This is a genomic window from Thioalkalivibrio sp. ALgr1, assembly GCF_000378285.1.
Lineage (GTDB): Bacteria > Pseudomonadota > Gammaproteobacteria > Ectothiorhodospirales > Ectothiorhodospiraceae > Thioalkalivibrio.
Map to the genome: position 1 here is coordinate 303,917 of NZ_KB905133.1, position 13,919 is coordinate 317,835.

The 13,919-nt window shown below is 65.8% G+C and carries 11 protein-coding genes, 2 tRNA genes and 1 riboswitch; of the genes, 8 read left to right on the forward strand and 5 right to left on the reverse strand.

Annotated features, from left to right (window positions below):
- The first annotated feature begins 3 nt into the window (after positions 1-3).
- The 5 genes from F466_RS0105815 (at position 4) to F466_RS0105835 (ending at position 7,844) form a co-directional block, all read left to right on the forward strand.
- A complete protein-coding gene (locus F466_RS0105815) occupies positions 4-1,536 on the forward strand; it encodes a cryptochrome/photolyase family protein (protein WP_018138737.1) in 1,533 nt (510 codons plus the stop codon).
- A complete protein-coding gene (locus F466_RS0105820) occupies positions 1,536-2,975 on the forward strand; it encodes a deoxyribodipyrimidine photo-lyase (RefSeq protein ID WP_018993642.1) in 1,440 nt (479 codons plus the stop codon). The genes F466_RS0105815 and F466_RS0105820 overlap by 1 nt, the downstream gene beginning before the upstream one ends.
- Positions 2,972-3,235 (forward strand): hypothetical protein, encoded by a 264-nt coding sequence (locus F466_RS0105825; protein ID WP_018138735.1) that lies wholly within the window; start codon positions 2,972-2,974, stop codon positions 3,233-3,235. Before F466_RS0105820 ends, F466_RS0105825 begins: the two co-directional genes overlap by 4 nt.
- Positions 3,236-3,373: 138 nt before the next feature.
- Positions 3,374-3,874 (forward strand): hypothetical protein, encoded by a 501-nt coding sequence (locus tag F466_RS0105830; protein WP_018138734.1) that lies wholly within the window; start codon positions 3,374-3,376, stop codon positions 3,872-3,874.
- A 148-nt stretch (positions 3,875-4,022) separates the two neighbouring features.
- Positions 4,023-7,844, forward strand: coding sequence for an AAA family ATPase (locus tag F466_RS0105835; RefSeq protein WP_018138733.1), 3,822 nt, complete (start codon positions 4,023-4,025; stop codon positions 7,842-7,844).
- Between the two features lie 80 nt (positions 7,845-7,924).
- Here F466_RS0105835 and F466_RS0105840 read toward each other — a convergent pair.
- The 4 genes from F466_RS0105840 to gltX form a co-directional block, all read right to left on the reverse strand.
- Positions 7,925-8,000: transfer RNA gene (locus F466_RS0105840), tRNA-Glu, on the reverse strand.
- 20 nt (positions 8,001-8,020) lie between these two features.
- On the reverse strand, positions 8,021-8,251 hold the full coding sequence (locus F466_RS0105845; protein ID WP_012982227.1) for a hypothetical protein: 231 nt from the start codon (positions 8,249-8,251) through the stop codon (positions 8,021-8,023).
- Between the two features lie 25 nt (positions 8,252-8,276).
- Positions 8,277-8,352 (reverse strand) — tRNA-Ala (locus F466_RS0105850).
- A gap of 42 nt (positions 8,353-8,394) precedes the next feature.
- Entirely contained in the window at positions 8,395-9,801 is a 1,407-nt protein-coding gene (gene gltX, locus F466_RS0105855; RefSeq protein ID WP_018993643.1) for a glutamate--tRNA ligase, read from the reverse strand.
- 138 nt (positions 9,802-9,939) lie between these two features.
- Here gltX and F466_RS0105860 point away from each other — a divergent pair, with 138 nt between their 5' ends.
- Positions 9,940-10,383 (forward strand): DUF4399 domain-containing protein, encoded by a 444-nt coding sequence (locus F466_RS0105860; RefSeq protein ID WP_018138731.1) that lies wholly within the window; start codon positions 9,940-9,942, stop codon positions 10,381-10,383.
- A gap of 68 nt (positions 10,384-10,451) precedes the next feature.
- Here the strand turns inward: F466_RS0105860 and F466_RS0105865 are convergent, their stop codons facing one another.
- Positions 10,452-11,432 carry a cytochrome-c peroxidase gene (locus tag F466_RS0105865; RefSeq protein ID WP_018993644.1) on the reverse strand — a complete coding sequence of 327 codons (981 nt, stop codon included), beginning with the start codon at positions 11,430-11,432 and terminating at the stop codon, positions 10,452-10,454.
- A gap of 269 nt (positions 11,433-11,701) precedes the next feature.
- A riboswitch (cobalamin riboswitch) is annotated at positions 11,702-11,936 on the forward strand.
- 128 nt (positions 11,937-12,064) lie between these two features.
- Here F466_RS0105865 and F466_RS0105870 point away from each other — a divergent pair.
- Positions 12,065-13,180 carry a porin gene (locus tag F466_RS0105870; protein ID WP_012982223.1) on the forward strand — a complete coding sequence of 372 codons (1,116 nt, stop codon included), beginning with the start codon at positions 12,065-12,067 and terminating at the stop codon, positions 13,178-13,180.
- A 21-nt stretch (positions 13,181-13,201) separates the two neighbouring features.
- Positions 13,202-13,762 carry a cytochrome c gene (locus F466_RS0105875; protein WP_018993645.1) on the forward strand — a complete coding sequence of 187 codons (561 nt, stop codon included), beginning with the start codon at positions 13,202-13,204 and terminating at the stop codon, positions 13,760-13,762.
- Positions 13,763-13,919: the final 157 nt, after the last annotated feature.

Below are 13,919 nucleotides of genomic sequence, written 5' to 3' on the forward strand. Positions count from 1 at the left end.
AAATTGCTGGTGGTACTCGGCGACCAGCTCGCCCAGCCTCACCCCGTGCAGGAAACCCTGCACCCCTCCCGCGACGCCCTTTGGATGGCCGAGGTGCCGGGCGAATCGCTGCATGTCCCGTCGCACGCCGCCCGTACCGTAATGTTTCTCTCGGCGATGCGCCACTTCGCCCGGCGCCAGCGCGAGGACGGATGGGCGCTGCACTACCATGCCCTGGGCGACCACGGGCATCACACGCTCGAGTCCGCCCTGGAGGCCGATCTGCGCCGCCTGCGTCCACGCGAAGTTCAGGTCCTGCAACCCGGCGAAGTTCGCGTACAGCGCGAGCTGGAGACGGCCTGCCGCAGAGCCGGGGTCACGCTCACCATCCTGCCCGACCCGCTGTTCCTGGTATCGCTCGAGGCATTTTCCGAGTGGGCCGGGACCCGCAAGCAACTGCGCATGGAGTATTTCTACCGCGACCAGCGCCGCCGTCTTGATGTGCTGATGGATGACGGCGAGCCCGCCGGCGGCCAGTGGAACTTCGACGCCGAGAACCGGGGGCATTTCGGCCGCGAAGGTCCCGGCCTACTGCCCGCACCGAGACGCTTCCCGCCCGACGCCGTCACGCGCGAGGTCATCCAGATCGTCGCCGAGCAGTTGCCCGACCTCCCCGGCCGCTGCGAGGACTTCGACTGGCCAGTCACACCCGCGCATGCGCGCGAGGCGCTGGACGATTTCATCGCCCACCGGCTGCCACACTTCGGTCAGTACCAGGACGCGATGTGGAGCAGCGAGCCCTGGCTGTACCACGCCCGCCTGTCCGCCGCCCTGAATCTGCACCTGCTCAGCCCGCGCGAGGTAATCGCTGCAGCGGAGGACGCCTGGCGCCGTGGCCATGCCCCGCTGGCCGCAGTGGAAGGCTTTGTCCGCCAGATCCTGGGCTGGCGCGAATACGTGCGCGGCCTGTATTTCCATTTCGGCGAGCGCTGGCACGATTGGAACGCGCTCGAAGCCGGGGAACCCCTGCCGGCGCTGTACTGGGATGCCGACACCGAGATGCGCTGCCTGCGCGAAGCCGTCGGACAGACCCTGCGTCTTGGCTATGCCCACCATATCCAGCGCCTGATGGTCACCGGCCTGTTCGCGCAGCTGCTGGGGGTACAACCGACCGCCATTCACGGGTGGTATCTGGGCATCTACGTCGATGCGGTGGAATGGGTGGAGATGCCGAACGTAATCGGCATGTCGCAATACGCCGATGACGGCCGCATGGCCTCCAAGCCCTATGTCGCCACCGGGCGCTACATCCAGCGCATGAGCAACTACTGCACACAGTGTCGCTACCGCCCGACCGAGGCGCTCGGCGACGACGCCTGCCCGTTCACAACCCTCTACTGGGACTTCCTCGATCGCCACCGCGAACGCTTCGCGAATCATCCGCGCACCGCGCTGCAGTGGAAGCACATCGAGAAGATGGACACCGAACGCCTTCAGGCCATTCGCACACAGGCCGCCGCGATCCGCGAACGGCTGCAGCAGGGGGAGCGACTCTGATGCCCGGACCCACCCTCGTCTGGCTGCGCCAGGACCTGCGCCTGGCCGACCAGCCCGCACTGCACGCCGCCGTCGAGCGCGGGGGAGCCGTGATCCCGGTGTTCATCCATGCCCCGGACGAGGACCTGCAGTGGGCCCCCGGGGCCGCCTCCAACTGGTGGCTGCACCACAGCCTGCAGTCGCTCAACGAGGCGCTGAACAAGGCCGGCAGCCCTCTGGTCGTTCGCGCCGGCCCGAGCCTCGACACCCTGCGCGAGCTGGTCGTCGAGACGGGCGCCGAGGCCGTGTACTGGAACCGCGTATACGAACCGGCCCGCGTCCTGCGCGATCAGGGGATCAAGGCCGGGCTGCGTGCCGACGGCCTGGAGGTTCGCAGCTTCAACGCGGCCTTGCTGATCGAGCCCTGGGACGTCGAGACCGGCCAGGGCGGCCCGTACAGGGTCTTCACCCCGTTCTGGCGCGCCTGCCTGCAGCGCGGGATTGAACAGGACCCGCTCCCCGCCCCTTCTCGCCTGCCGGGGCCCGAAAAACCACCGGCCTCCCTGACGCTCGACGACTTGGCACTGCTGCCCCGAATCGACTGGGCCGCCGGCCTGCGCGCCACCTGGGCACCCGGCGAACGCGGCGCCCAGGCACGCCTGGAGCGGTTCCTCGGGCAGTCGATCACAGGCTATGCCGACAGCCGCGACCGCCCCGACCAGGACGGCACCTCCGGGCTGTCACCGCATCTGCATTTTGGCGAGGTTTCGCCGCGGCAAGTGTTGCGCGCCCTGCGCGATGCCAACATCAGCCTGGAGCACAAGGGGCCCGAGTCTTTCGTGCGCGAACTCGGCTGGCGCGACTTTGCGCACCATGTGCTCTATCACTTCCCGCACACGCCGGAACAGCCCCTGAACCCGCGCTTCGAGGATTTCCCGTGGCGCGAATCGGAGGCCGACCTCGCCGCCTGGCAACAGGGCCGCACCGGAATCCCGATCGTGGACGCGGCGATGCGCCAGCTGTGGGAAACCGGCTGGATGCACAACCGCCTGCGCATGGTCGTAGGATCCTTCCTGACCAAAAACCTGCGCCTGCACTGGGTGCACGGCGCCCGCTGGTTCTGGGACACCCTGGTCGACGCCGATCTTGCCTCCAACACTCTGGGCTGGCAGTGGGCCGGTGGCTGCGGCGCCGATGCCGCACCGTATTTCCGAATCTTCAACCCACAACGCCAAGGGGAACAATACGACCCGGACGGCCGATTCGTGCGACGCTTTTTGCCGGTGCTCAAGAAGACCGAAACACGGTATATTCACGCCCCGGGCGCCGGCGGCACCCTGGGCTATCCCGCCCCGATCGTCGACCTGAAAGCCAGCCGCCAGGCCGCATTGGAGGCCTTCGAGGCCATCAAGAACACATCAACCAGTCAAACCAAGTCATCCAGCAAGGCCCAGACATGACCTTTTCCGAACGCAACCTGAACTACCCCAAAGGCGTTAGCTACAACTTCAGCCGCCACGACAAGACGACCCCGGTACGCGTGACCCACGAGGGCAAGCAATACGTCGGGCAGGTCCTGAATTCGAAAGCCCCGTACCGCATCCGAGTGACCGAGGAGATCGTCGGGCCCGGCACTGCACGCTTCATCCCGGTGCGCGAGATCCAGGTGCAAAACCTCGAGGGTGTCGAGTACCTGCACAAGGGCTACCACGGGCACTAAATCGCCCGCGCGGGGGCCATCCAACCGGCCCCCCGAAGCAGGCTGGGCATGGGAACTCGTGTGCACACGGGTCCCCATGCCCTAAACTTGAGGCATAGTCACCGCAGAAACCGGCTCTGGGTCGGCAAGGAGCTCGCCATGAAATACCGGCTGATCGGCATGATCGGAACTGTCCTGCTGGCCTTCCTGCTCACGGGTCCGGTGGCGGCGGAAAAGCCCTCCGACGAGCGTGCACTCGCAGGCATCGAACACGGCCAGATCCTCTGGGACATCACCATTGGCGATCCCGAACGCCTGATTGCCCGGCTGAGCGTTATCGAGGAGACCCACGAGGACATGGTGCGCCAGGGTCTGGAACCGAACATGGTGTTCGCGTTTCGCGGTGGTGCCGCCGCGCTGATTGCACGCGACACCGACCACCTGGAGATCGAGGACGTATCGGCGGTACGCCACATCCATGACCGCCTGGCCGACATCCAGGAGCTGGATGGTGTCCACATGGAGGCCTGCTACATCGCCACCCGTCGCTTCGATCTCGGCCAGGACGACCTGATCCCGGGCGTCAATCTGGTGGGCAACACCTTCCTGTCCATCATGGGCTACGAGCAGCAGGGATACACCACTATCCGGATCGACTGACCCAGCACCTCAAATCCCGGTACAATCCGGGTGATTTCGTCTCGCGGCCAGACAGCGCGGGCAAGACACGCAATAACCACCCGGGCACCGGCAACAGCGGCGACGACGCCCGTTGGCATGCGCCCGGCGTTTGCGACAGGGGGGATGGTTGGCTCATCTGGAGATCACGACCTTCGGCACAGTCGGCGTGCGGGTCGAGGGCCGTGATGTGCCCGCCCTGTCCGGCACCAAGCTGGGGCTGTTGCTGACCTACCTGGCGGCCGAATGCCCACGGCGCGTGCCACGCCAGGAACTGGCGCACCTGTTCTGGCCCGAGCTGGACAGCGACAGCGCACGTGTCAACCTGCGCCAGGGGCTATTTCAACTGCGGCGGCAACTGCCGGATCCGCCCGCCGCCCTGCTCGAGGCCACACCGCGCTACGTCCACTTCCAGCTTCAGCCCGGCACCGAGATCGATTTCCTCGCCCTGCACCGCCTGCGGGCCGACCGCAGCCACCTGAGCTGCAACGAACTGGCCGCACAAACTCTCGCGAGTATCCGCCACTACCATGGCCCCTTTCTTGATCCCGTGCGCGCACTCCAGGATCTCCCCGAGCTCGCCGCCTGGGCACAGACACAGCGCGACCACTACTGGTCCCAGCTGCTCCTCCTGATCGAGGAAAATCTCGACGATCTCTGCCACTCCGCAGACGCCGAAGCCCTGCTCACCGAACTCCAGCGACTGCTGGCGATGGAGCCCCATGAAGAGGCCCTGCACCGCCTGGTCATGCTGACCTTGGCCGGCATGGGTAACCGCGAGCGGGCGCTGGAACACTTTGGCCGCCTGGAGCGCCAGGCGGTCGATGGCCCTGGCCACCTGCTGGTGCGAACCCGCGACGAAATCCTGGCCCCAACACCAAAGACACCGGCAACGGTGTCTTCTACTGCCACACCCGAAACAGCCTCTCTGCGTGCCGAGCGCCGCCGGGTCACCGTTGTGGCCTGCCTGGTCCAGGCGGACGCCGAGCTTGACGTCGAGCTGCAGAATGAACGCATGCAACACACCCTGGAGCAACTGGACCTGGTCCTGTTGAACCATCGGGGGCATGTGGTTCGGGCCCCTGGCAGCGGCCTCCTCGCCTATTTTGGCTATCCTGCAGGTCGCGAGCAGGCCACCGTCGATGCCGTCCACGCCGCCTGGCAAGTCCTGCAAACAGCCCCGAGCGACTGCGAGCTGCGCATAAGCGTCGATACCGACCTCATCGTAACCGGGGTAGACCCGGACACCCCCGACCCCGCTGGCCTGCTCAGCCAGCGCGCACAGGCTCTGGCACGTTCGACCGACACGGGGACGCTCGTGGTCTCGCCATCCGTGCACCAGCGCGTCTCGGGGTATTTTCTGTTCAGCCCTCACGCAGGCACGGGAGTACTCGAAGGAAGCCAGCGCGTCACCGGCGACCCCGGCCCCCTGGATCGCGTCGATGCCCAGCACGCCCGAGGTGGCCTCACTCCTCTGGCAGGACGCACAGAGGAGCTTGAGCGCCTGCACATGATCTGGCGCCAGACACTCGAACATCACAAACCACACTATGTACTGATTCAGGGTGAAGCCGGCCTGGGCAAGAGCCGTCTCGCACGACACCTCGACGAGCGCATCCGCGGCCAGGCGCGCTCGCGCTTCCTGCTGAAGTGCCGCGAGGACCGCGCGCGGCACTTGTTGACGCCCGTGCGTCAAGCGTTCGCCACCTGGCTTGGGCTCGGCAGCATGAATGCCAGCCGCCAGCGCCGACTGGCACGTGCCCTCGGCACCGCTCGATCACTCGATGCGGACATCGCCGACGCCCTGGCGCACTGGCTCACACACCCGGACAGCAACGGCCTCGAAGCACTGGCCGCGCAGGGTCTCGACCGGGATCACATCATTGACGTCCTCGTCGAACTCGCCCGACGCCGAGCCCAACGAGGCCCCATCCTGCTGATCTGCGACGACCTGCACTGGATGGATTCCGGCACGGCCGAATTCCTCCGACGCCTGTATCAGCGCCTGCATGACCGCCCGTTGCTGACCCTGCTCACGGCCCGCATGAGTTTTCGCTCCAACTGGCGCGATATCCCGCTCGAGCACCTGCGACTGCACGCCCTGCCCGACCAGGCTGCACATGAACTCATCGAGCGTTGCGACACCCAGCATCGCCTGACGACGCACCTGCGCGAACAACTCATCGAGCGCGGCGAGGGCGTCCCGCTTTTTCTCGAGGAGCTGACGCGCTACACCCTCGAAGCGGCGCGCACCGGGACCCTGCCCGACACCTTGCCGCCCGGGCTGGCTAATCTGCTGGTGGCACGTCTGGAACAAACCGGGACCGCGCGTGACCTGGCCCACGCCGCGGCCGTAATCGGACGCGATTTTGATACGCGCATCCTGAGTCACCTCCTGGAGCAGCCGGCCGACGTGATCCGCCGCCAGCTCAGCCGCCTCACCGGCCGCGGATTCATCGAGCCGGTCGGCGTCCTGGACGGTGTGCGCTACCGGTTCCGTCACGCGCTGTTTCAGCAGGCCGCCTACGAATCCATGCTGGTGGCCGAACGAACGCGTCTTCACGGCCGCCTGGCCGATCTCCTGCGTGACGATGGAGGCACAAGCAGTATCGACTGGGGCCAGGTGGCCAGCCATCTCTATCACGCCGGGCGTGTGGAGGAGGCGGTGCCCGCCTGGCTCGAGGCGGGAGAGGCGGCGTTCGCCCGGGGCATGCTGCTGGAGGCCTCGCACTACTTCGAAGACGCGCTCAGCTGCCTCGATCGCGAGCTGGGTGAGCGGGAACCGTCGGAAGAACGCGATGCGCAGACCCAGCGAGCCCTGGGCGGACTGGGTGCCTCAAACCTCGCCTTGCTGGGATACGGCTCGCGCACAGTGCACGCGATCTTTGAGCGTACGCTGGGCATCACCGCGCCCCAGCGAGACGCGGTGCAGTACTTCCGTGTGCTCTGGGGACTTTGGCACGGTGCCGGATCCTGGCATGGCTTTGATGAAGCCCACCGCCTGGCCAACGACATGGAACAGGTCGCAGAGCAGTCGAACGACCGCCTGCTACGGATCGCCGCTCACTATGTACAAGGCAACACGCACTTCTGGAGTGGCCAGCTGCCGCTGGCGCTGGAACACCAGACCCAGGCGCTCGCCCTGTACCGCGAAGACGACCACCCACACCTGGTCGCGCGCCACACCGAAAACCCTGCGATCAGCTCACGCGGCTTCATGGCCTGGACGCTCCTCTTCTTCGGCAACCACGCTCGCGCGTGGGATGAAATGGATGCGGCCTGCGCCGAGGCCACAGCGCTGGAACACCGCCCCACCGAGGCCTTTGTCTACGCCTTCCGGGCAGCGCTTGGCTTCTTCGCCGACGACCCTGACGAAGCCCTGACCTCCGCCCGCCGCGCGCTCGCGATTGCCGAGGACTATGACTATCCCCTCTGGCGGGCCTCAGGCCTGGCACTACAGCACTGGGCTCTCGCGCGCCAAGGCGACCCCTCGGCTGTGGCTCCACTCCGGGAACAGGCAGATGCATTGCGCCACATCATGGATGGCGTCAGCACCATCTTTCAGCTCTTCCTGCTCGACGCCCTGCATGCAACCGGCGCCAAGCCCTCGGAACGCCTGCAGATCGCCACCGATACACTGACCAACTGCCTGAAACGAGGGGATCACGGCTTCGAACCCGCCATCCGGCGACTGCGGGCGCATGCGCTACTGGAACGCAGCGACGGCACCGACAACGAGGGCTGGCAGGAGCTGGAGCGGGCACGACGTCTGGCCCACGACCACGGCAACCCGAATATCGAACGATTAACCCTGCTCGACTATGCCCGCTTTGCTCGCGATGACGTCTGGCGCCAGTGGAGCGAACGCGAACTCCTGCGCATCAACCACTGCATCATCCCCCGACGACACCCATCCGAGCAGGCGCTGCAGCAAAACCCGCAGCTCGCCTGAACCGGTCCCGCGCCAGCACGGGTACCGGCGCGCACAAAAGAAAAGGCCCGAACCTTTCGATTCGGGCCTTCTCGGAATAATGGCGTCCCCACGGGGATTCGAACCCCGGTCGCCGCCGTGAAAGGGCGGTGTCCTAGGCCTCTAGACGATGGGGACGCAGAGGCAACGTCTTGTTGCTAGTTTGGCGGGCCCTGGGGCCGGCCGCTTCTGTGACCTCCGGCGGTCTCACGATAAATGATCGTGGTTACAACACCGGTAAACACCAGAAGAAATCCGATCGGAACCGCCGCAATCAGGGGCTTGGACCAGGTTTGCTCCCCGGTGAACATCAGCCCGAAACCGCCGAACAGCCCAACCACTGCAATCACCAGACCCACCCAGATGGATATAACCCCAAAACGATGCATCGGTGAACTCGCTTACACCCGAATTTGGTGGAGCCAGGCGGGATCGAACCGCCGACCTCCTGCATGCCATGCAGGCGCTCTCCCAGCTGAGCTATGGCCCCGTGTCAGGCGAGCGCGTACTGTAGCCAGCACCCCCTGGAGTGTCAACCCGCTTCCGCCGAAATTTTCTTCAGCGCCCGCTCGATCCGAGCCAGTGATCGCTCACGCCCAATCAGCACCAGGGTGTCGTCGATCGGCGGCGATACTGTGCCGCCGGTCAGGGCCACACGCAGCGGCTGCGCGACCTTGCCCAGCTTGAGATCCAGCCGCTCGCCGGTGTGCACCACGACCTCGTGCAGCGGCTCCTTCTCCCAGGCACCCAGCGCACTGAAACCGTCATACAGCGTCTGCAGCACCGGGAGTGCTTCGGCGGTGAGCTGCTTGCGCGCGGCCTTCTCGTCGTAGCCCTCGAACTCGCGATAGAAGTACACGCTGTTCTCGGCCATCTCGCAAAGGGTACGCGCCCGCTCGCGCTGAGCGATCACCACGTCGCGCATCGCCGGGCCGCTGGACGGATCGATACCCAACTGACCCAGGTGCCAGCCGAACTCCAGCGCCACATGATCCGGGTCCAGCGACTTGATGTAGTGCTGGTTCAACCACAGGAGCTTGTCCGGGTTGATCGCGGAAGCAGACTGGTTCACGTCCTGGATATCGAACAGGCGCACCAGCTCGTCGACCGAGAAAATTTCCTGATCGCCATGGGCCCAGCCCAGGCGCACCAGGTAGTTCAGTAGCGCCTCCGGCAGATAGCCCTCGTCGCGGTACTGCATCACCGAGACCGCGCCATGGCGCTTGGATAGCTTGGCGCCGTCCGGGCCCATGATCATCGGCAGGTGGCCGTAGCGCGGCGGTTCCACGTCCAGCGCCTTCAGGATGTTGATCTGGCGCGGGGTGTTGTTCAAGTGGTCATCGCCACGGACCACATGGGTGATCCCCATATCCATGTCGTCGACCACCACCGTCAGGTTGTAGGTTGGCGAGCCGTCGGAGCGGGCGATGATCAGGTCGTCCAGCTCGCTGTTCTGGAACGCGACCTTGCCGCGCACCATGTCGTCGACGATGGTCACCCCCTCGTCCGGCGTGCGAAAACGGATTACCGGCTCCACGCCCTCGCGCGGCTCGGTGCGCGCCCGGCAGCGACCGTCGTAGCGCGGCTTTTCCTTGCGCGCCTTCTGCTCCTCGCGCATCGCATCCAACTCTTCCTTCGTGCAGTAGCAGCGATAGGCGTGACCTGCGGCCATCAGCTGGTCGATTACCTCCTTGTACCGATCAAAACGCTCCGTCTGATAGAACGGCCCGTGATCGTAAGTCAGCCCCAGCCAGTTCATCCCCTCAAGGATCGCGTTGACCGATTCCGCATTGCTGCGCTCCAGATCGGTGTCTTCGATGCGCAGCACGAACTCGCCACCGTGGTGACGCGCATACAGCCAGGAGAACAGCGCGGTGCGGGCACCGCCAATATGCAGATAGCCGGTCGGACTGGGGGCAAAACGGGTACGAAAAGTCATGCGAAGCACTCGTTCCTGAGGAAGGTGGAATTTGAAGGCGCCTAGGGTAGCAGAACGCCGCGGGGCTGCCGCAGGGACCGCGGTCTATACTGGAGTTGGGACCACACGGATGCCCGAACGCGGGCCAAAGGAGCCTTCATGAATCCCACGCTCACCCGACTTTCCACGTTACTGGCACTGACCGGCGGCCTGGCGCTGGCCGGGAATGCCATGGCGACCGACCGCATTGCGCCACCGGACGGGGCCGAGGTTTATTTCATCAGTCCACAGGATGGCGAAACGCTCGAAAGTCCAGTGCGTGTCCAGATGGGCCTGCGCGGCATGGGTGTCGCGCCGGCCGGCGTGGAGATGGACAACACCGGCCACCACCACCTGCTGGTGAACAAGCCACTCGACGAGGTGGACCTGGATGCCTCGCTGCCCTTCTCCGACCACAAGCGTCATTTCGGTGGTGGACAGACCGAGGGCGAGCTGGAACTGGAACCCGGCGAGTACACCCTGCAGTTGCTGTTCATGGACTACCGCCACATTAGCTTCGACCCACCGGTTGTGTCCGAAAAGATCACTATCACGGTCGAATAAACGCACCCACGAAAAAGCCCCCTCCGTCTCCGGAGGGGGCTTGTAACACCCGATCCCAGTGCGGCCAGTTACGGCAGCGCGGGGATATCGAAGCGCGGCATCTCGCCGGTCAGTGCGTGCATGAAGGCCTCGATGTCCGCGACCTCGTCATCGCTGAACTCCATGCCCAGCATCTCCTGCCCCATGATGCGGATCGCCTCGTCCAGCGTCGCGGTCTCGCCGTTGTTCATGTAGGGGTAGGTCAGCGCCACATTGCGCAGCGTCGGGGTCTTGAACGCGAACTTGTCGGCCTCATCGCCCGTGACCAGATAGCGGCCCTTGTCTTCCGAGCCCGGCACCTGGATGCGATGGAAGTTGCTGTCGGTCAACGCCGGTCCGCTGTGGCAGGCCACGCAGCCGTTATCGGCGAACAGCTTCATCCCGCGCATCTGCTGCTCGCTCATCGCACCCTCGTCCCCGACCAGCCAGCGATCCAGCGGCGAATTCGGGGTGTTCAGCGTGCGCTGGAACGTCGCCAGGGCCTTGGCCACGTGGTCGGTATTGATCACGTTGTCGCCGTCATAATCGGGATAGGCGGCCTCGAACTTCTCCTGGTACTCGTTGAACTCCTCCAGGCGCGCGATCGCCTCCTCCAGCGGCATCGCCATCTCGATCGCGTCCTGGATCGGGCCCAGGGCCTGGCCTTCCAGATCGTCCTCGCGGCCATCCCAGAACTGGGCCGTGAAGAAGCCGGAATTCAGCACGGTCGGGGTATTGCGCTCGCCAACCTGGCCGTCATGGCCCACCGCGCGCGGGATGCGGTCCGCCCAGCCCAGCGCCGGGTTGTGGCAGGTGGCGCAGGAGATCACGCCGGAGCTGGAGATGCGCGGCTCGAAGAACAGCATCTTGCCCAGCTCGATCTTCTCCTTGGTCATCGAGTTGTCCGCCGGGATCGGCGGCAGCGCCGGCAGCGGCTCGAACACGTCGCGGTATTCGGAATAGTCGGTATCGGCCACGGACGGGGCTGCGGCCCCGAACGCGACGGCTGCACAAGCCGCCAGCGCCGTCATGCGGAATCCGGAAAGCGTTTTCATACAGGTCTCCCTTGAGTAACAGATGAGTAACAGACATCTGAGAAGCGGATATCGGCGCGAACCGAAATAGACTCGGTCCAAACCACTTAAAACCCACCCTACAGACGCGGAAAACTGGTCGCGATCAAAATCCGCCCCGGAGATGATCTGCATCAATTATCAGCCTCCAGGGGAGCCGGGTTCGCCCCCACTACACCGTTTCCCGGGATACCCGGACAAACTTGACCCCCCCTTTTCCCTCCATTACGGTTCGCCCCTCTCTAGGTGCCCCGGCGCTCAGCCGCCGGGGATAATCGGGAAGCCGGTGCGCGAATCGACATTCGCAAGGCCGGCACTGCCCCCGCAACGGTAGGCGGAGACGGGCGGATCCAATGCCACTGCGGCGCATCCCCGGGATGCCCGCGGGAAGGCGATCCGCCCTGGATGCATCGCGCATCCACTTCGCGAGTCCGGAGACCGGCCTGGACGACACCCGACGCCGCGGTGGGCGGCCGAGCGGGCCAGTCCGGCGTGCTCGCATCGCCCGGCCTCCCCTGCTCCCTGTCCAGCTTCCGGCGTCGTTTCATCCACGGCGTGCGGGGTCGCGCGTCCAAGGGAGCAACCCAACAATGAACCATACCCATCTCCGACCGGGACAGCATGCCGTCCCGGCCCTGGCCACCCTGTGCCTGATGACGGCCGCGGGCATCGCGCCGGCACAAGCCGGCTTCGAATTCGGCGACGCGGAAGACGGCCTGCAGGTCACCCTGGATCCGCTGATCCAGGGCCGCTACAGCTACGAACGAGACCCGGATGGCTCCAGCAGCGAATTCGACTTCCGTCGTGCCTGGCTGGACACCTCGGGCACCCTGTTCCACCCCGATCTGAGCTTCCGCCTGCAGCCGGATTTCAGCAGCGGCGAGCTGTCCATGCGCGACATCTGGTTGCAGTACGCACTGGGTGAACACCTGGGCCTGCGGGCTGGCCAGTTTACGGTCCCCTTCGGCCTGTCGCGGGATATCGGCGGACCCAACCGCCTGTTCACCGAACTGAGCATCGCCGGCAACCAGTTCGAGGTTCCGGCCGGCCGCGACACCGGTATCGCCCTGCTGGGCGGCGCCGGCGACAACCGGGCATGGGCCATCGGCGTGTTTGACGGTCGCGGGCGTCTGGATCAGCGCGACGATCGCCCCTCCACATCCGGCCACCTGTTCAGCGCGCGCGGCGCGTGGGCCCCGGTCGGCGCAGTCCCACGTGACAACACCACGTTAGGCCAGGCCGTGGAGCGCACCGTCGCCCTGGGCGCCGGCGTACAGGCCGCCAGCCGCAACCACCTGCGCGACTGGAGCCGCGGCATCGAAGACACGGTGGCCAACCAACGCGCCGACTGGATCACCGCCACCGCCGACGCGGTGGTCAAGTTCGCCCATACCTCGCTGTCGCTGGCGGCCTTCCGCCGCGATGTCTCCCCCGACCGCACCGCGAGCTACCACGACCTGGGGGCCGAACTGGAACTGGCGCAGTCGCTGCCGGTGGAGGGACTGGAGTTCGCCGCGCGCCACGCCGTATTGCGCCACGACGCAGGCGACGATCTTGGCACTGACGAGCGCTGGCAGCGTGAATGGGGTGCCGGCCTCAACTGGTATCACCGTGGCCAGCGGCACAAGACCCAACTGATGTGGCTGGACCGCGACACCGACACCTCGGACTGGGAGCTGCACCTGCAGCACCAGTTCCGCTTCTGAGAAATGACCGGGAGAATCGACATGAACTGGATGCAACCGATCCACCACCCGTTGAGAACCACCCTCTTTGCGATCCTGTTGCTGGCTGCCACCGGCAGCCCGGCCACCGCGGAGGTCACTGTCACAATGCCGGGCCCCTGGGGCGACTATGACAAGACCCTGGACGATCCGGCCAAAGTGGATGCGACCGAGGCCTTCCAGCGCTTCCGTCAGCAGAGCATGCAGGGCACCTCGGCCACCTACCGCAGCATCGAGCAGATCCTGCGTTATGACGCACCATTCGCCGAACGTCTGCCCGGTCTGGCCGAGGAACTGGCGCGCCGCGCCGACGACATCGAAACCTGGTTCGCACGCGAGACACCAGCGCGGGACGGCGAACCCGGGGCCCTGCCCGCGGCCTGGGAGGACCCGGAGTTCTCCGAGTACAAGGCAGCCTACCGCGAGGCCGCCGAACGACTGCAGCGCAAGGTGGAGTCGGCCGACGACCTGGAGAACGAAGACTTCCAGCTTCGCGCCACCGAGGCCCTGAACGGCGTGCGCCACCATTGTCTGGCCTGCCACGACAACTACCGCCGCCGCTAAACCGGCCGGGAACCAAGGGGCCGCCGCATGGCGGCCCCTTGCCATGACCCTGATCGGGAAGAAACCGCCTTCGCCTGCAAGCAGACTCCTACAGGTTCCTGGCGATGTGGGAGCCTGCTTGCAGGCGAAAAGCCCCGTATCCCACAACACCCACCGG

Excerpts from the sequence above, each read along its gene's own strand:
- F466_RS0105845 (WP_012982227.1), bottom strand. The coding sequence starts at position 8,251 with ATGCATCGTTTTGGGGTTATATCCATCTGGGTGGGTCTGGTGATTGCA.
- F466_RS0105865 (WP_018993644.1), bottom strand. The coding sequence starts at position 11,432 with ATGACGGCGCTGGCGGCTTGTGCAGCCGTCGCGTTCGGGGCCGCAGCC.
- F466_RS0105825 (WP_018138735.1), top strand. The coding sequence starts at position 2,972 with ATGACCTTTTCCGAACGCAACCTGAACTACCCCAAAGGCGTTAGCTAC.
- F466_RS0105830 (WP_018138734.1), top strand. The coding sequence starts at position 3,374 with ATGAAATACCGGCTGATCGGCATGATCGGAACTGTCCTGCTGGCCTTC.
- gltX (WP_018993643.1), bottom strand. The coding sequence starts at position 9,801 with ATGACTTTTCGTACCCGTTTTGCCCCCAGTCCGACCGGCTATCTGCAT.
- F466_RS0105860 (WP_018138731.1), top strand. The coding sequence starts at position 9,940 with ATGAATCCCACGCTCACCCGACTTTCCACGTTACTGGCACTGACCGGC.
- F466_RS0105870 (WP_012982223.1), top strand. The coding sequence starts at position 12,065 with ATGAACCATACCCATCTCCGACCGGGACAGCATGCCGTCCCGGCCCTG.
- F466_RS0105820 (WP_018993642.1), top strand. The coding sequence starts at position 1,536 with ATGCCCGGACCCACCCTCGTCTGGCTGCGCCAGGACCTGCGCCTGGCC.
- F466_RS0105875 (WP_018993645.1), top strand. The coding sequence starts at position 13,202 with ATGAACTGGATGCAACCGATCCACCACCCGTTGAGAACCACCCTCTTT.